This is a genomic window from Kitasatospora sp. NPDC093102, assembly GCF_040683915.1.
Classification (GTDB): domain Bacteria; phylum Actinomycetota; class Actinomycetes; order Streptomycetales; family Streptomycetaceae; genus Kitasatospora.
On sequence record NZ_JBFBFA010000020.1, the window covers coordinates 33182 to 49536 of the forward strand.

General features: G+C 72.8%; 15 protein-coding genes and 1 tRNA gene. 10 read left to right on the forward strand and 6 right to left on the reverse strand.

Annotation, left to right across the window (positions count from 1 at the left end):
- Positions 1–264: 264 nt before the first annotated feature.
- The 3 genes from AB0O11_RS23800 to AB0O11_RS23810 form a co-directional block, all read right to left on the reverse strand.
- Entirely contained in the window at positions 265–573 is a 309-nt protein-coding gene (locus tag AB0O11_RS23800) for an FmdB family zinc ribbon protein (RefSeq protein ID WP_363390422.1), read from the reverse strand.
- Between the two features lie 127 nt (positions 574–700).
- Complete coding sequence (locus tag AB0O11_RS23805) at positions 701–1978, reverse strand: MFS transporter (RefSeq protein ID WP_363390610.1); 1278 nt, start codon at positions 1976–1978, stop codon at positions 701–703.
- A 445-nt stretch (positions 1979–2423) separates the two neighbouring features.
- The gene (locus AB0O11_RS23810; RefSeq protein ID WP_363390425.1) at positions 2424–3908 is read right to left on the reverse strand and encodes a potassium/proton antiporter; all 1485 of its coding nucleotides are present in this window, start codon (positions 3906–3908) and stop codon (positions 2424–2426) included.
- A gap of 239 nt (positions 3909–4147) precedes the next feature.
- Between AB0O11_RS23810 and AB0O11_RS23815 the strand changes: the two genes are divergently transcribed.
- Positions 4148–6865: a penicillin acylase family protein gene (locus AB0O11_RS23815; RefSeq protein ID WP_363390427.1), complete on the forward strand. Its 2718-nt coding sequence runs from the start codon at positions 4148–4150 to the stop codon at positions 6863–6865.
- A gap of 62 nt (positions 6866–6927) precedes the next feature.
- On the opposite strand, the gene AB0O11_RS23820 is transcribed toward AB0O11_RS23815, so the two are convergent.
- Positions 6928–7503 (reverse strand): 5-formyltetrahydrofolate cyclo-ligase, encoded by a 576-nt coding sequence (locus AB0O11_RS23820; RefSeq protein WP_363390430.1) that lies wholly within the window; start codon positions 7501–7503, stop codon positions 6928–6930.
- A 63-nt stretch (positions 7504–7566) separates the two neighbouring features.
- On the opposite strand from AB0O11_RS23820, the gene AB0O11_RS23825 reads away from it, so the two are divergent.
- The 8 genes from AB0O11_RS23825 (at position 7567) to AB0O11_RS23860 (ending at position 13875) form a co-directional block, all read left to right on the forward strand.
- Complete coding sequence (locus tag AB0O11_RS23825; RefSeq protein WP_363390433.1) at positions 7567–8532, forward strand: diguanylate cyclase; 966 nt, start codon at positions 7567–7569, stop codon at positions 8530–8532.
- 51 nt (positions 8533–8583) lie between these two features.
- A complete protein-coding gene (gene galU / locus AB0O11_RS23830; protein WP_363390436.1) occupies positions 8584–9504 on the forward strand; it encodes a UTP--glucose-1-phosphate uridylyltransferase GalU in 921 nt (306 codons plus the stop codon).
- A 34-nt stretch (positions 9505–9538) separates the two neighbouring features.
- A complete protein-coding gene (glp, locus tag AB0O11_RS23835; protein ID WP_363390439.1) occupies positions 9539–10876 on the forward strand; it encodes a gephyrin-like molybdotransferase Glp in 1338 nt (445 codons plus the stop codon).
- A gap of 127 nt (positions 10877–11003) precedes the next feature.
- Positions 11004–11444 carry a cyclic pyranopterin monophosphate synthase MoaC gene (gene moaC, locus AB0O11_RS23840; protein ID WP_363390613.1) on the forward strand — a complete coding sequence of 147 codons (441 nt, stop codon included), beginning with the start codon at positions 11004–11006 and terminating at the stop codon, positions 11442–11444.
- Positions 11441–11944, forward strand: a complete 504-nt coding sequence (locus tag AB0O11_RS23845; protein WP_363390442.1) for a MogA/MoaB family molybdenum cofactor biosynthesis protein — start codon at positions 11441–11443, stop codon at positions 11942–11944. Before moaC ends, AB0O11_RS23845 begins: the two co-directional genes overlap by 4 nt.
- Complete coding sequence (locus tag AB0O11_RS23850) at positions 11941–12567, forward strand: GNAT family protein (RefSeq protein ID WP_224284323.1); 627 nt, start codon at positions 11941–11943, stop codon at positions 12565–12567. The genes AB0O11_RS23845 and AB0O11_RS23850 overlap by 4 nt, the downstream gene beginning before the upstream one ends.
- 150 nt (positions 12568–12717) lie before the next feature.
- Positions 12718–13719 carry a hypothetical protein gene (locus AB0O11_RS23855; RefSeq protein ID WP_363390445.1) on the forward strand — a complete coding sequence of 334 codons (1002 nt, stop codon included), beginning with the start codon at positions 12718–12720 and terminating at the stop codon, positions 13717–13719.
- 82 nt (positions 13720–13801) lie between these two features.
- Positions 13802–13875, forward strand: a tRNA-Ala gene (locus AB0O11_RS23860).
- Positions 13876–14193: 318 nt separating this feature from the next.
- Here AB0O11_RS23860 and AB0O11_RS23865 read toward each other — a convergent pair.
- Complete coding sequence (locus AB0O11_RS23865) at positions 14194–14490, reverse strand: hypothetical protein (RefSeq protein WP_363390448.1); 297 nt, start codon at positions 14488–14490, stop codon at positions 14194–14196.
- Positions 14490–14717, reverse strand: coding sequence for a hypothetical protein (locus AB0O11_RS23870; protein WP_363390451.1), 228 nt, complete (start codon positions 14715–14717; stop codon positions 14490–14492). Before AB0O11_RS23870 ends, AB0O11_RS23865 begins: the two co-directional genes overlap by 1 nt.
- 421 nt (positions 14718–15138) lie before the next feature.
- Here AB0O11_RS23870 and AB0O11_RS23875 point away from each other — a divergent pair, with 421 nt between their 5' ends.
- Positions 15139–16341 (forward strand): glycosyltransferase 87 family protein, encoded by a 1203-nt coding sequence (locus AB0O11_RS23875; protein ID WP_363390454.1) that lies wholly within the window; start codon positions 15139–15141, stop codon positions 16339–16341.
- Positions 16342–16355: the final 14 nt, after the last annotated feature.

The window sequence follows — 16355 nt, forward strand, 5'->3', positions numbered from 1 at the left end:
GCTCTTTCCCCAGGCCTGTGGAAAACCCGCCCCTGTGGATAACTTCGTTCACCCGCACGAGTCAATCGGACCCGTTCGAGGTGACGGGAAGCCCCCGGTCCGGGGTTGCGGGAAACCGGCGACGGGACCGATGGGAACGGCGGGACCGACAGGACCGACGGGACCGACAGGAATGCGGAAAGGCCCGTCGCCCCCGCGTGGAAGCGGGGCCGACGGGCCTTTCCGAGGTCTGCGGGCCGTCCGGGCCGGTGCCCGGCGCCGAGGTCAGCTCGCGGCCGGAGCCGGGCTGGACGAGGCCGAGGAGCCGGAGCTCGACGGCGTCGAGGAGGACGCGGACGTGGAGGACGGCGTCGAGGAGGTCGACGAGGACCCGGCGCCCACCGAGCTGCTGGAGGAGGAGCGGCTGTCGGTCCGGTAGAAGCCGGAGCCCTTGAACACGACGCCCACGGCCGAGAAGACCTTGCGGAGCCGTCCCTGGCAGTCGGGGCACGTGGTCAGTGCCTCGTCGGTGAACTTCTGCACCGCCTCCAGGCCGTTGCCGCACTCGGTGCACTGGTACTGGTACGTGGGCACTTGATCTTCCTCCTGGCACTCTCGCCTGATGAGTGCTAACGATGGTCAATGATGCGGCATTCCGCGGGATCAGTCCAGCGACTGCGGTGTGAGATGGACGGGGCCCGGCCGCCGGACCGCCGCCGCCTCAGCCCTTGGCCGCGCCCACCAGCTGCGCGGCACCACCGCGCTCCGCGGAATCGGAGCCCGGGTCGGCAGCCGCAGACGCGCCCGACCCGTCCCCGGTCGCCACCAGCAGGTGCCGCAGCGAGGCCAGCGCGATCAGGCCCAACCCGGCCCCGGCCACCGGCACCAGGAACCCGGTCGAGGGCCCGTGCCCGTCGATCAGCCGGCCCGCCGCCATCGAGCCGACCGCCAGCCCCAGCCCGATGGCGCCGGTCAGCCAGGTGAAGGCCTCCGTCTTGGCCCCGTCCGCGACCAGCGTCTCGACCAGGGTGTAGCCGCTGATCAGGGTCGGCGCGATGGCCAGCCCGCAGACCAGCCCGGCGGCGGTCAGCGCGACCAGGTTGGGCATCGCCCACAGCACCGAGCAGCCCAGCACCAGCAGCGCGTAACTGATCAGCATCCGCTGCTGCACCGGCCGCCGCCAGGCGATCACGCCGTACAGCACGCCGGCCAGCATCGAGCCGCCGGCGAAGATCCCGTACACGGTGCCGCCGGCGTCGTGCTGCCCGACCGAGTCGGCGAAGGCGTTCACCGAGACCTGCATGCCGCCGAAGACCGCGCCGACCCCGAGGAAGGTCCCGGCCAGCAGCCGGACGCCGGGGGAGGCGAGTGCCGAGGCGCGCCTGGTGCCGGGTTGCGGCACGATCCGGGTGGGTGCGGTGCGCCGCTGGGCGGCGAAGGCCAGGCCGCCGACGAGGGTCAGCGAGGCCTCGGCGACCAGGGCGGTGGCAGGGTTGGCGAGGGCGGCGATGCCGGAGGCCAGGATCGGGCCGATCACGAAGGTGAACTCGTCCGTCACGGACTCGAAGGCGAAGGCGGTGCTCACCCGGGCCGCGGAGGCGTCGGAGGCGCCGTCCGCGGTGAACCTGGCCAGCCAGCGGGCCCGGACCATCGCGCCGACCTGCGGCACGCTCGCCCCGGCCGGGACGGCGGCCAGGAACAGGCTCCAGGCGGGTGCGTGGCCGAGCGCGAGTGCGATCAGCACGCCGACCGAGGCCGCGTGCACCAGGACGGTCGGCACGAGCACCGCGGCCTGGCCGTAGCGGTCGGCGAGCCGCCCGGTCTGCGGCCCGACCAGGGCCTGGGCGACGGCGGCGACCGCGGTGACCGTACCGGCGGTGCCGTACGAGCCGTGGGTCTGCGTGACGAGCAGCAGGATGCCCATGCTGAGCATCGCGTACGGCAGCCGCGCGACGAGGGCGGGGGCCAGGAACGTCCAGGCCCCAGGGGTGCGCAGCAGCTCGCCGTACCCGACGCGGGTGGGGGCCGGAGCTGCGGGGGTGGCCGCGGAGTCCGCGGCGGTGTCGACCGTTCGGCGCGCCGTCACGGTCGGTCCTTCCTGCTGCCTGGTAGCGCGGCAGGGCATGGTGTGGCCCCGACGGCGCCGAGAGTCGTCCTCTCGCGCGTCGACCGGGGTAGATACCGGGCCGGTCCGGCGTGGTGGCCGGGGCCGGACCGCGGCCGCCGAGCGGTCGCGCCAACTCTGCGTCAGGCAGATGCTGGGGGTGGTCTAGCGGTGGTTATACGGCGTGGTCGGACCAGCATACAGTTACGCGCGTAGACCCCGCCAGCCCCACCCGTCCCGGTGAGCCGGTCCCACCCGTCCCGGCGGGCCGGTCCCACCCGTCCCGGCGGGCCGGCCACCCCGGCCGGGGCCCGGTGAGGGCCCCGGCGAGGGCCCGCCCTCACCGCCCGTTCAGCCACCCCGCGAGCTTGCCGCCCTTGTCCACGGCCCGCAGTCGCCGCTCCGCCGCCGCGCCGACCTCGTCCGTGGTGACCACCAGCAGCTCGTCCCCGCCGCGCAGCACCGTCGCCTTGTCCGGCACGAAGGAGTTCCCCTCGCGCACGACCAGGGTGACCGCCGCCCCCTTGGGCAGCCGCAGCTCGCTGACCTCCACGCCCGACATCTTCGAGGCGGGGGAGAGCGTGACCGACAGCAGGTGCCCGTGCAACTTCTCCAGCGGGGCGGACTCGATGCCCAGGTCCTGGCCCATGTCGCCCTCGTCGATCCGCAGCCGCTTGGCCACCCACGGCAGGGTCGGTCCCTGGAGCAGGGTGAAGACGACGACCAGGATGAAGACGATGTTGAAGACGTCGTCGGCCTGGTGCGCGCCGGACACCACCGGGATGGTGGCCAGCACGATGGGCACCGCCCCGCGCAGCCCGGCCCAGCTCAGCAGTGCCTGCTCGCGGGCCGGCACCTTGAAGGGGGTCAGCGAGACCACCACCGACAGCGGCCGGGCCAGGAAGACCAGCACCCCGCCGATCACCAGTGCGGGCACCACCGCGTCGCCCATGGACTCGGGCGTGACGAGCAGGCCGAGCAGCACGAACATGCCGATCTGCCCGATCCAGGCCAGCCCGTCGGCGAAGCCCCGGACGGCCGGGCCGTGCGGGAGCTTGGAGTTCCCGAGTATCACCGCACTGATGTAGACGGCGAGGAAGCCGGAGCCGTGCAGCAGCGCGCCGCCGGCGTACGCGAGCACGGTGAGCGCCATCACGGCGATCGGGTAGAGGCCCGAGGAGGGCAGCGCGACGTGCTTGAGCCCGTAGGCGCCTATCTTGCCGACGGCCAGGCCTATCACGGCGCCGATCGCCAGCTCGGCGATGATCGTGCCGATCAGGACGTACCAGGAGTCCAGTTCCCCGGTGGTGGCGAAGGCGACGACCAGGATGACCACGGGTGCGTCGTTGAAGCCGGACTCGGCCTCCAGCAGGCCGGTGAGCCGGTGCGGCAACGGGACCATCCGCAGCACCGAGAAGACGGCGGCCGCGTCGGTGGAGGAGACGATGGCGCCCAGCAGCAGCGAGGTGCGCCAGTCCAGGCCGACCAGCCAGTGCGCGCCGGCCGCGGTGGCGAACACGCTGACGCCGACGCCGACGGTGGCGAGCACGGTCGCGGCCGGCATCACCGGCTTGATCTCGCGCCAGCTGGTCTTGAGGCCGCCCTCGGCGAGGATCACCACGAGCGCCGCGTAGCCGAGCACCTGGGTGAGCTCGGCGTTGTTGAAGGTGACGCCGATCCCGTTCTGGCCCAGCGCGACACCGATCCCCAGATAGATCAGCAGGCTGGGCAGCCCTGATCGGGTGGAGAGGCGTACGGCGCCCACCGCGAACAGCAGGATCACGGAGGACTCAAGCAGGAGCTGGTTCAGGTGGGAGACGTTCACGCAGGGGCACCTCGGGCAGGCAGGGGCGGGCGGGGTGTCTGGTGGTGCTGTGGGGTGACCCGTTAAGAAGTCGTCAATGCTCCTCTTGCGGATCGTTACGCAGTCTAACATTTTGCCATATCTTTAGCTTGGTCCCCCGTTCACGGTGCCCGGCCGACTCGGCCTAATGTGGTTCCCTGTCACGGCCGCAGGCCCTGGACACGCCCGCCCGCCCCGAAGTCAGGACCGCAAGGACCCAGATGCCCCGCTCGAAAAAGCTCCGGCGCGCCCGTCTGATCGTGATCGTGCTGGTCGTGCTGCTGGTGGCCGGCACCGGCTACGGCGGCTACCGCGGGGTCTCCGCGGTCCGCGCCTCCTTCCCGGAGGTCGACGGCAGCGTCAAGGTGGCGGGCCTGAGTGCGCCCGTCGACGTCAAGCGGGACGCCAACGGCATCCCGCAGCTCTACGCCGACACCTCCGAGGACCTGTTTCGTGCCCAGGGCTACGTCCAGGCGCAGGACCGTTTCTGGGAGATGGACGTCCGCCGGCACATCACCGCCGGCCGGCTCTCCGAGATGTTCGGCGCCGGCCAGGTCGACACCGACGCCTTCATCCGCACCATGGGCTGGCGGCAGGTGGCGCAGAAGGAGTACGACACCAAGCTGTCCCCGGAGACCAAGAAGTACCTCCAGGCCTACTCGGACGGCGTGAACGCCTGGCTCGCCGAGCACCCCGGCGGCGCGAAGGCCTCGCTGGAGTACAGCCTGCTCGGCGTCGTGAACAGCGGCTACCAGCCCGAGCAGTGGTCCCCGGTCGACTCGGTGGCCTGGCTCAAGGCGATGGCCTGGAACCTCTCCGGGAACCTCCAGGAGGAGATCGACCGCTCGCTGCTGGCCCAGGACTTCAGCCCGGACAAGATCGCCGAGCTCTACCCGGACTACCCGTACGCCCGCAACGGCACCATCGTGAAGACCGGCACGGTGACCGGCGACAACTACCGCCCCGCCGACGGCTCCCCGCAGTCCGGCGGCACCACCGGCACCGCCACCGCCCAGGGCGCGGCCACCACCAAGGCGCTGCTGCAGGGCCTGACCGACCGGATCGACTCGATGCCGCAGCTGCTCGGCCGTCCCGGCCAGGGCATCGGTTCCAACTCCTGGGTGGTCGCCGGCTCGCACACCACCACCGGCAAGCCGCTGCTGGCCAACGACCCGCACCTCGGCCCCGGCCTGCCCTCGGTCTGGTACCAGATGGGCCTGCACTGCCGGACCAACTCCCCGGCCTGCCAGTACGACGTCTCCGGCTTCACCTTCGCGGGCATGCCCGGCGTGGTGATCGGCCACAACAAGGACATCGCCTGGGGCTTCACCAACCTCGGCGCGGACGTCACCGACCTCTTCCTGGAGAAGGTCACCGGCCCGGACACCTACCAGGTCGACGGCAAGGACGTGAAGTTCGACCTCCGCAAGGAGACCATCAAGGTCGCCGGCGGCGAGGACCGCACCATCACCGTCCGCACCACCCAGACCGGCGCCCCGCTCATCTCCGACCAGAGCAACGAGCAGCAGAACGTCGGCAAGTACGCCCCCAACGGCACCTCCGCCCCCGACCGCGGCACCGGCGGCTACGGCGTCGCCCTCCAGTGGACGGCGCTCAGCCCCGGCAAGACCATGGACGCCGTCTTCGAGCTGGACAAGGCGAGGAACTGGGACGAGTTCCGCAACGCCGCCAAGGACTTCACCGTCCCCGCGCAGAACCTGATCTACGCCGACGCCAAGAACATCGGCTACCAGGCCCCGGGCACCATCCCGGTCCGCGGCAAGGGCGACGGCACCTACCCGGCGCCGGGCTGGGACCCCGCGTACCAGTGGAAGGACCCGATCCCCTTCAGCGCGCTGCCCTGGAGCCTCAACCCCTCGGCGGGCTACATCGTCACCGCCAACCAGGCCGTGGTGGACCCGAGCTACAAGTACAGCCTGACCAAGGACTGGGAGTACGGCACCCGCGCCAAGGAGATCACCGACCAGATCGAGGGCCTGCTCAAGAACAACGGCAAGATCTCGCCGGACGACATGCAGACCCTCCAGCTGGACAACACCAGCGTGATGGCCAAGACGCTGGTGCCGCTGCTGCTCAAGCAGCCGATCAGCGATCCGTACGTGCGCGAGGCCCAGGACCTGCTGAAGGACTGGAACTTCCACCAGGACGCCGACTCGGCCGCCGCCGCCTACTACAACGGCGTCTGGCGCCAGCTGCTGACCCTGGCCTTCGGCCAGAAGTTCCCGGCCGACCTGCGGGCCAAGGACAACTGCCTGCTGGTCCGCCAGCAGGGCGACCCCACCAAGCCGGACAGCTCCGCCAAGATCGTCACCGAGTGCGGCACCCGCGAGCCTGGCAAGGCCCAGCCGGACGGCGGCGACCGCTGGACCGAGGTGGTGCGCCAGCAGCTGGAGAAGCCCGACAGCTCGTGGTGGACGTACATCGACGACCAGCACAAGGAGCAGAAGGGCCTGGACAACCTGCTCCAGGAGGCGATGAAGAACGCTCGCCAGGAGCTGACCTCGCTGCTCAGCAAGGACATCTCCACCTGGAGCTGGGGCCGCCTGCACAAGCTGGAGCTGCGCGAGCAGACCCTCGGCACCGACAACTCCTCGATCGCCTCCGGTGCGGTGCACAAGCTGCTCAACCGCGGCCCGTACCGGCTCTCCGGCGGCTCGGCGGCGGTCGACGCGGCCGGCTGGAACGCGGCGGCCGGCTACCAGGTGGACTGGATCCCGTCGATGCGCATGGTGGTCGACATGAACGACCTCGACTCCTCGCGCTGGGTCAACGTCGGCGGCGCCTCCGGCCACGCCTTCCACGACAACTACAACGACCAGACCGACATCTGGCTCAAGGGCAAGCTGCTGACCTGGGCCTACTCGCCGGACGCGGTCGAGAAGGCCACCAAGCACAAGCTGGTGCTCACCACCGGCTGACGCCCGTACGGCTCGGCCACCGGCGGCCCCGTTCCCCCGAGGGAGCGGGGCCGCCGCCGTTCTCACCCGAGCCTGCGCACCCCCGAGGGCAGGACCGCCAGGTCCACCGGCAGGTCGTGCGGCTCGGCCGGCACCCGTTCCAGCAGCTCGTGCTCGTACAGCAGCACCGCCAGCACCGGCCGCACGCCCGCCCGCGCGAGCCGGGCCAGCACCCGGTCGTAGCTGCCGCCGCCCCGGCCCAGCCGCAGGCCGGAGCGGTCCACCGCCAGGCCCGGCAGCAGCACCACCGAGGCCTGCGCCACCGCCTGCGGGCCGAGCCGCGGGCCGACCGGCTCCAGCAGCCCGCGTCCGGCCGGGGCCAGTGCGCCGGGCCCCGCGTACTCGGCCCAGTCCAGGTCGTTGTCCGGCAGCAGTACGGGCAGCAGCACCCGCACCCCGCGCGCCCGCAGCGCGTCCAGCAGCGGCCGCGTCCCGGGCTCGGCACCCACCGAGACGTACGCGGCCACGGTGGCGCCCGCGGCGGCCAGTTCCCCGGCGTGCCCGGCCAGCGCCTCGGCCGCCGCGGCGCGCTCTTCGGCGGCCAGTTCACGCCGTTCCGTCAACAGCCGTGTCCTCAGGCCGCTCTTCTCGTTGTACATCCGATCCTCCTGGTCTCCGCACCGTCGACGCGCAGAGCCTGACACGCGAAAGGGCGCCCCCCATTGACCACCCCGCTGCTGGTCCAGGCCCTGGCCGCACTGAGCGTCCCGGCGCTGGCCGGCGCCACCGCCCTCGGACTGCGCGGACGGCGGGAGCGGGCCGGGGCCGCCGCCGGGGCGGAGCGGTTGCGCGGACGGATCGCCGAACTGGAGGAGCGCTGCGCCGAACTGGAGCGCACCGCCTCCTGCGACCCGCTCACCGGCGTGTGGAACTACCGTCACCTCCAGCTCACCCTGGACCGGGAGATCGAGCGGGCCCGCCGCGCCGAGCACGCCGAGCAGTCCGACGGCCCGCGCCCGCTCGCCGTGCTGATGCTGGCCATCACCGGTTTCGACGCGGTCGTCGCCGAGCACGGCCGGGGCCGGGCGGGCGCGGTCCTGCGCGACCTCGCCCAGCGGCTCGCGATGGAGATCCGCCGGGCCGACACCCTCGGCCGCTACGGCGGCGAGGAGTTCCTGGTGGTGCTGCCGGACACCGGCGCCGAGGGCGCCGCGCAGGTCGCCGAGCGGCTGGTCTGGTCGGTCCGCCGGCACCTGCTGCTGGACTGGTCCTCCGGCCCGCGCGAGTCCCGCCCCGCCACCGGCAACGGCCTGACCGCGGCCGCCGGCATCGCCGTGCTGCCCGACGACGGCACCCACGCGGCAGTCCTGCTGCGCGCCGCCGACGCGGCGCTCGCCGCGGCCCGGGCGGCCGGCGGCGACTGCTGGCGGCTCCAGGCCCAGCCCGCCGGGGAGCCCGACCGGCCCCGCACCGACCGGCCCCGCACCGACCGGCCCCGCACAGACCGGCCCCGCACCGACCGCTCCGAACAGGCCACTTGCACTCCCGATCACGGACCGGATGCCGAACGTGACCGTTCGGGAAAGGCGGGTAGTCTGTCGGCCTGTGTCGGCCGGGACTCCATCGCCCAGCCGGTCGTGTCCCATACGCCTGCCACTGTGGCCGGGCCTCGCGACGTGCTGTCCTAGCCGTTCGCCTGCGCGCGGCCGGGCGAAAACGTGCCTGAGTAAGGTAAACGCATGACGACGACCAACTCCCGAGTTCCGGTAACCAAGGCCGTGGTACCCGCGGCCGGACTGGGCACCCGTTTCCTCCCGGCGACCAAGGCCACCCCGAAGGAGATGCTCCCGGTCGTCGACAAGCCGGCGATCCAGTACGTCGTGGAGGAGGCCTCCGCCGCCGGCCTGTCCGACATACTCATGGTCACCGGCCGCAACAAGCGCGCCCTGGAGGACCACTTCGACCGCGCCTACGAGCTGGAGGAGCTGCTGGTCCGCAAGGGCGACGAGCAGCGCCTGGCCCGGGTCCGCGAGTCCGTCGAGCTGGCCAACATGCACTACGTCCGCCAGGGCGACCCGAAGGGCCTCGGCCACGCCGTCTCGGTCGCCGAGCAGCACGTCGCCGGCCAGCCCTTCGCCGTCCTGCTCGGCGACGACCTGATCGACCCGCGCGACCCGCTGCTCTCCCGGATGATCGAGGTGCAGCAGCAGCTCGGCGGCTCGGTCGTCGCCCTGATGGAGGTCGATCCCGCCCAGATCCACCTCTACGGCTGCGCCGCCGTCAAGGCGAACGGCTTCGGCGAGGACGTCTTCCAGGTGACCGACCTGGTCGAGAAGCCCGAGCCCGGCGAGGCCCCGTCGAACTACGCCGTGATCGGCCGCTACGTCCTCGACCCGCTGGTCTTCGACGTGCTGCGGGAGACCCCGCCCGGCCGCGGCGGCGAGATCCAGCTGACCGACGCCCTGCGCGAGCTGACCCAGCGCGAGACGGCGGACGGCGGCCAGGTGCACGGCGTGCTCTTCAAGGGCCGCCGCTACGACACCGGCGACCGCGCCGACTACCTGCGCGCTATCGTCCGTCTGGCCGCCGAGCGCGAGGACCTGGGCCCGGAGTTCCGCACCTGGCTGCGGGAGTTCGTCGGTTCCGAGATGCAGGCCTGACGCAGGACCGACCACGACAGAGAGCGAGCCGCCGATGACCGGGTCCACCGAGCACAGCACCACGCCCAGCGCCTGCTGCGACGCCGGAGCGGACCCGGCCCCGGCGGCCCCCCGCCTCTGGACGGTGGACGAGCACCTCGCCGACGTGCTGGCCGCGGTCGGCCCGCTGCCCGCGATCGAGCTCCGACTGCTCGACGCCCAGGGCTGCCGGCTCGACGAGGACGTGACCGCCGACGGGGACCTGCCGCCCTTCGACAACAGCTCGATGGACGGCTACGCGGTCCGCACCGCCGACACCGAGGGCGCCACCGACACCTACCCGTCGGTGCTCTCGGTGGTCGGCGACATCGCCGCCGGCGCCGACCGGCTGCCCAAGGTCGGCCCCGGCCAGGCCGCCCGGATCATGACCGGCGCCCCGCTGCCGCCCGGCGCCCAGGCCGTCGCACCGGTCGAGTGGACCGACGGCGGCACCGGCACCGGGGTGGCCGCAGCCGCGATGACCGCCCCCGTCCCGGACGAGGAGGTCCGGGTCCTGCGCCCGGTCACCGAGGGCGCGCACATCCGTCGCCGCGGCAGCGACGTCGCGGCCGGCACCCGGGTGCTGGAGGCCGGTACCCGGCTCGGCCCCGCCCAGCTCGGCCTGCTCGCCGCGATCGGCCGCCCCAGCGTGAAGGTCCGCCCGCGCCCCCGGGTCGTGGTGCTGTCCACCGGCAGCGAGCTGGTCCAGCCCGGCCAACCGGTCGGCCCCGGGCAGATCGCCGACTCCAACAGCTTCACCCTCACCGCGGCCGCCCGGGAGGCCGGTGCCGTCGCCTACCGGGTCGGCGCCGTCCCGGACGAGGCCGACCGGCTGCGCGCCGTCCTGGAGGAGCAGCTCGGCCGGGCCGACCTGATCGTCACCAGCGGCGGGGTCAGCGTAGGCGCGTACGACGTGGTCAAGGAGGTCTTCGAGTCCTACGGCGGGGTGGACTTCCGGCGCCTGCGGATGCAGCCCGGCAAGCCGCAGGGCTTCGGCCGGATCGGCGGCGCGGCCGGGGTGCCGCTGCTCGCCCTGCCCGGCAACCCGGTGAGCGCCTACATCTCCTTCGAGCTCTTCGTCCGCCCGGTCATCCGCACCATGCTCGGGGCCCCCGACGTGCACCGCCCGGTCGTCCGCGCGCTCTGCCCGGCGGCGCTGCGCTCCCCGGTCGGCCGCCGGCAGTTCCTGCGCGGCCGCTACTCGGCGGCGGACGGCACGGTCGAGCCGGTGGGCGGCGCCGGGTCGCATCTGGTCGGCGCGCTGGCCCGGGCCGACTGCCTGATCACCGTCCCCGAGGAGACCACCGAACTGCCGGCCGGCAGCGAGGTGGACGTGGTGTTGCTGGACTCCTGATCAGTTCCCCGGACCGGGGAACGGTACGGTAGCGCGGTATTCGACCTGCGCGCCCCTGGAGTTACCCGTGACGACACCTCCCCCCGGCGACCGCCTCACCCACGTCGACGACCAGGGCGCGGCCCGGATGGTCGACGTCTCCGAGAAGGCCGCCACCGCGCGCACCGCCGTGGCGGCCGGCCGGGTGCGGGTCTCCCCGCAGGTGGTCGAACTGCTGCGCGGCGAGGGCGTGCCCAAGGGCGACGCCCTCGCGGTGGCCCGGATCGCCGGGATCATGGGCGCCAAGAAGACTCCGGACCTGATCCCGCTCTGCCACCCGATCGCGGTCTCCGGCGTCACGGTCGACCTGGCCGTCGCGGACGACGCGGTCGAGATCACCGCCACCGTGAAGACCGCCGACCGCACCGGCGTCGAGATGGAGGCGCTGACCGCCGTCGCGGTGGCCGGGCTGACCGTCGTCGACATGGTCAAGGCGGTGGACAAGGGTGCCACGATCGAGTCCGTCCGGGTGCTGAGCAAGACCGGTGGCAAGAGCGGCGACTGGTTCGCCCCGGAGGTGGACGCATGAAGGCGCTGGCCGTGACGGTGTCCAACAGGGCCTTCGCCGGGGTCTACGAGGACCGGGGCGGCCCGCTGCTGGTGGCCGGCCTGACCGCGATGGGCTTCACCGCCGACGGCCCCCGGGTCGTCCCGGACGGCGACCCGGTGGAGGCCGTGCTGCGCGAGGCCGTCGCGGCCGGCTACGACGTCGTGCTGACCACCGGCGGCACCGGCATCTCGCCGATGGACCTCACCCCCGAGATGACCGCCCGGGTGATCGACCGCCAGATCCCCGGCATCGCCGAGGCCATCCGCGCGTACGGCCGGGAGAAGGTGCCGACCTCGGCGCTCTCCCGTGGGCTCGCCGGGCTCGCCGGACGTACCCTGATCGTCAACCTGCCGGGCTCGACCGGCGGCGTCAAGGACGGCCTGGCCGTCCTGGAGCCGCTGCTCGCCCACGCCGTCGACCAGCTCGGCGGCGGGGACCACCCCCGGACCGACGCCCCAGCAACCGGGAGAGCGCACTGAACGCCGGCTGGCCGGTAGAACTCCACGAGGGGGAGGTCGTGCTGCGCCCGATCCGGGCCCGCGACCAGCGCGAGTGGCAGGAGGTGAGCCGCCGCAACCGGGACTGGCTGCGCCGCTGGGAGGCCACCGTGCCGCCCGGCCCGGCGGGCCAGGTGGCCGGCCCCCGCCCGACGTACCGGCAGATGGTCCGCTTCCTGCGCGGCGAGGCCTCGGCCGGCCGGATGCTGCCCTTCGTCGTGGTCTACAAGGGCCAGCTGGTGGGGCAGTTGACCGTCGGTGGGATCACCTGGGGATCGATGTGCTCGGCGAACATCGGGTACTGGGTGGACGAGACGGTGGCCGGTCGGGGCATCATCCCGACCGCCGTGGCGCTGTCGGTGAACTACTGCTTCCGCACGCTCGGACTGCACCGGATCGAGGTCTGCATCCGCCCGGAGAACGGCCCGAGCCGACGGGTGGTGGAGAAACTCGGCTTCCGCTCGGAGGGAATCCGTCCACGCTATCTCCACATCGACGGGGACTGGCGGGACCACCTCGTCTACGCGCTGACCGACGAGGAGGTTCCGGAGGGGATGCTGGAGCGCTGGCGGGCGCTCAGTTCCGGCCGCGAGCCAAGTAATTGAATATATGTTCGAAAGAAATATCGATCTGGCATCGGTGGGGCACCGGACCCCCACAAATACCGGCAAAATAGTCGGAGAATCAGCTTGATCACACGACACGCCGCACCAAATTGCTGCCAGGCCTTCCCTGGCGCCCGTACGGTGTGAATCGTGAGCAGTAGCGGCCTTATCTACGCCGTCATCGTAGGGGCCTGGGCCGCCTATCTGGTGCCGATGTGGCTCCGCAGGCAGGACGAACTCAACGAGGCGCGCCCGACGGAACGCTTCAGCACCGCCATCCGCCTGCTGGCCGGGCGTTCGGCGCTGGAGCGGCGGGCAGCCCGGGCCCTGGGCGACGAACCGCGTGACGGCGAGCAGAGCAACGACGGTCCTCCCGAACGGGACGAGGCCGCCTCCGGCGACCCCGCGCGGGAGCCCGAACCCCCGGCGCAGCGCCCGGCCGAGCGGCCTGGCCCCGAGCCGCTGGCCGGTGTCGAGCGCCGGGCGCGTCTGCTGGCCCGCCGGCGCCGGATGGTCACCGCCCTCTTCCTCTCCTTCGCGCTCGGCGCGGTGGTCGCCGCGGTGGCCGGGCTGGCCTTCCTCTGGGTCCCGGCGGTCCCGGCGGTCCTCCTCACCCTGTACATCGGCCACCTGCGCAAGCTGGAGCGCCAGCGGTACGAGGTGAAGCTGGACCGGGTGCGGGCCGCCCAGGCGGCCGAGCGGCTGCGCAAGCGCGAACAGCAGCGCGCGGAGGCCCCGGCGCCCGGCGGCGCCCCGGCCGAGGCCCCCGCCGTCGCCGAGCCGGCCCCGGCCGCGCGCGCCGAGGAACGGGCCGCACGCCGTCCGCACCTGCGGCTGGCCGCCGACCCGGAGCAGGCCACCGTCCTGGTGCCCTCCGCCTCCGCGGTGGCCGAGGCGACCGAGCACGAGGAGTGGGTCGACGGCATGCGCGAGCGCGGCGCGGCCGGCCCGGACTCCTGGGAACCGGTGCCCGTCCCGCTGCCGACCTACGTGACCGCCCCGGTCGCCCCCCGGGTCTCCCGCGGCCTCGACCTGTCGGCCCCCGGCACCTGGACCGCCGGCCGCCCCGTCGAGTCCCGCAAGACCCCGCTCTTCGACCAGTACGCCGAGCCGCAGGCCCCCGAGTCGCGCCCGCGCGCGGCCAACGAATGACGCGGGCCACCCCCCGACCAGCACCGCGATCCGGGGGGTGGTCACGGACCCCCTCCGAAAGGTGCTAGAGTTTCTTCTCGTTGGGGCTGTGGCGCAGTCCGGTAGCGCACCTCGTTCGCATCGAGGGGGTCAGGGGTTCGAATCCCCTCAGCTCCACCCAACGGACCGGCTCAGGCCGGTCGACGAAATCCCGCCGGGAGGCAACTCCCGGCGGGATTTCGTGTTTTGGGGGCAGGGCCGGGCGCCGGAGGCGACTCCGGGGTGACTGTGAGTGAGGTCACATCGCCTCGAAGGGTGGCCGAGCGGAGCCGGCGGTGCGGGCACGGCGAAGCGGCCGTGGGACCGGGGGAGGTGCGGTCCCACGAGCCGCAAGGGGTGGCCGCCTTTCAGCGGCACGGCAAGCCGTGGCCGAGAGGACGACCACGCTGATGACGCGACCCTGGATGTGGGTGGCGGTAACCGAGAGCAGGTAGCTCAAGGCATCGAAGAGGAACGGAACCGAGCGGCCGAGGGAGTACAGGAAGCCGCCGAGCGGGGGCCGGCCAGGGAGGCTCCGTACGAGCGCGCCTCGTTCTTGGCGAACGCCTCCGGGAGTTGTGACTTCGGCACGAGCTGACTGACGATCGACGTTTCGGCCGCACCGAACAAGACGTCCAGGATCGCGGCGGCGCCTGCGATCACGAAAATGGCCGCCAGCGGCGCGTGGTCGACGATGACGGCCACGGCGAGGATCACGAAGAGGACGACGCGGCCCGCGTCGCAGACCTGCATTACGCGCTTCCTGCTCCGGCGGGCAGTTGGAAGAGGACCCGGACGACCGCCTGGAGGGTGCCGAGCGCACCGGCCTGCACGGCGGATCCGTGCAGGGACAGGACCAGGAGGGGGAACGCCAGGACGCATACGGCGGAACCCGGCTGGGAGACGGTCTGGCCTCCCCACAGCAGCGTGAAGTCCTTGTTCCTTCGCAGTGGCCTCGAATCGTCAAGAATGTTCGTCATTGCTGTGTCAACGGCCGGGGCGCGGTGGTGATGTGTGTCGCCGCAGGCCATCCCCGCTCGTGAACGGCCCGCCCGACGGACCGGCTCGGGCCGGTCGGCGAGATCCCGCCGGGAGACGACTCCGGCGGGATCTCGCGTTCTGGGTCCGGGCCGGGCGCGGGAGCCGGCTCCGGGGCGACTGTGGGCGAGGTCACAGCGCCCTTCCAGGGCCCTTTCCCGATGCGGTTCGGGGCTCAGGGGGGTCGGTTATGGTGGGTGGGCCCAGACGCTGACGAGGGAACGATCTGGTCTATCTCGACGGGGTGCCATCGCGGTGCGCGAGTTCGGTCTGAAACGGTGGGTGCGGCGGTCGGCCCCGGAGGAGCCCGGCGGCGCAGCGGAAACCGGAAGGCCGAATTCCTGGACCCTCCCGGCGGCCTGCGTGGCGGCGGTGTCCCTGGCGGTGTTCGCCTGGTTCCGGCACACCCACGGCGCCACCATGGTCGACATGCTGGTCTACCGGGCCGAGGGCGAGGCCGTCGTCCGCGGCGAGGACCTGTACGCGATGCGGCTGCCCGGCTGGGACCTGCCGGCCACCTACCCGCCGTTCGCGGCGATGCTCTTCGTGCCGAGCACCTGGTTCGACGTGAGCACCCTGCGCGTCCTGGTGATGCTCCTCAACTACGCGCTGCTCGCCGCGGCCGTGCACCTGTCGCTCAAGCTGGCCGGCTGGCCGAAGCAGCACCGCGCGGCCGTGGTGATCCTGGCGACGGGCCTCGGCATCTGGCTGGAGCCGGTCTTCACCACCTTCCAGTACGGCCAGGTCAACCTCGGCATCCTCTGCCTGGTCCTGTGGGACCTGACCCGTTCGGACCGCGACCGCCTCAAGGGCGTGGGCATCGGCCTGGCCACCGCCATCAAGATCACCCCGGGCCTCTTCGCCGTCTACCTGTTCCTGACCGGCCGGATCCGGGCCGCCCTGGTCTCGGCCGGCACCTTCGTCGCGGCGGGCCTGATCGGCTGGGCCGCGCTGCCCGACGCCTCGCACGGGTTCTGGACCACCTACCTCTGGGACCCGAGCCGGGTCGGCGTGACCGTCCTGGTGGACAACCAGTCGCTGCGCGGCGCCGTCTGCCGGCTGCTCGACGTCAACGACCCGGGCCTGGTCGGGCTCATCGCCTCGGCGCTGGTCGGGGCGTTCGGGCTCGGGGTGGCGGTGCTGGCCGGGCGCTCGGCGCGGGTGCTGCGCCGGGCCGACGCCTGGGGCGCGGTCTGCGCCGCGCTCACCGCGCTGCTGGTCTCGCCGATCAGCTGGACCCACCACTGGGTCTGGTGCATCCCGCTCCTCGCCCTGCTGGCGGTGGAGGCCAGGACCAGGGCCCGGCAGGTGCTGTTCGGCCTGACCCTGGTGGTGTTCCTCTCCCACGTCATGTGGACGGTGCCGCACCGGTGGGGCCGCGGGGTCGCCTGGTACTGGCAGCTGCCCGGCGCGATCTACCCACCGATCGCGATCGCCGTCCTGGTCGTCCTGGGCGTGCGGCTGTACCGCGCCCGGCGGCAGGCCGTGGACGGCACCGGCGGCGGGGCCCGGGCCCCGCTGGCCGCCAGGCCGGACCGCGATCCCGCGCTGACGAACCGGACCTGACGGTCCGGACCCAC

Coding starts and splice junctions, on each gene's coding strand:
- glp (WP_363390439.1), top strand. CDS start 9,539: ATGACCGGGTCCACCGAGCACAGCACCACGCCCAGCGCCTGCTGCGAC.
- galU (WP_363390436.1), top strand. CDS start 8,584: ATGACGACGACCAACTCCCGAGTTCCGGTAACCAAGGCCGTGGTACCC.
- AB0O11_RS23845 (WP_363390442.1), top strand. CDS start 11,441: ATGAAGGCGCTGGCCGTGACGGTGTCCAACAGGGCCTTCGCCGGGGTC.
- AB0O11_RS23815 (WP_363390427.1), top strand. CDS start 4,148: ATGCCCCGCTCGAAAAAGCTCCGGCGCGCCCGTCTGATCGTGATCGTG.
- AB0O11_RS23870 (WP_363390451.1), bottom strand. CDS start 14,717: ATGACGAACATTCTTGACGATTCGAGGCCACTGCGAAGGAACAAGGAC.
- moaC (WP_363390613.1), top strand. CDS start 11,004: ATGGTCGACGTCTCCGAGAAGGCCGCCACCGCGCGCACCGCCGTGGCG.
- AB0O11_RS23820 (WP_363390430.1), bottom strand. CDS start 7,503: ATGTACAACGAGAAGAGCGGCCTGAGGACACGGCTGTTGACGGAACGG.
- AB0O11_RS23865 (WP_363390448.1), bottom strand. CDS start 14,490: ATGCAGGTCTGCGACGCGGGCCGCGTCGTCCTCTTCGTGATCCTCGCC.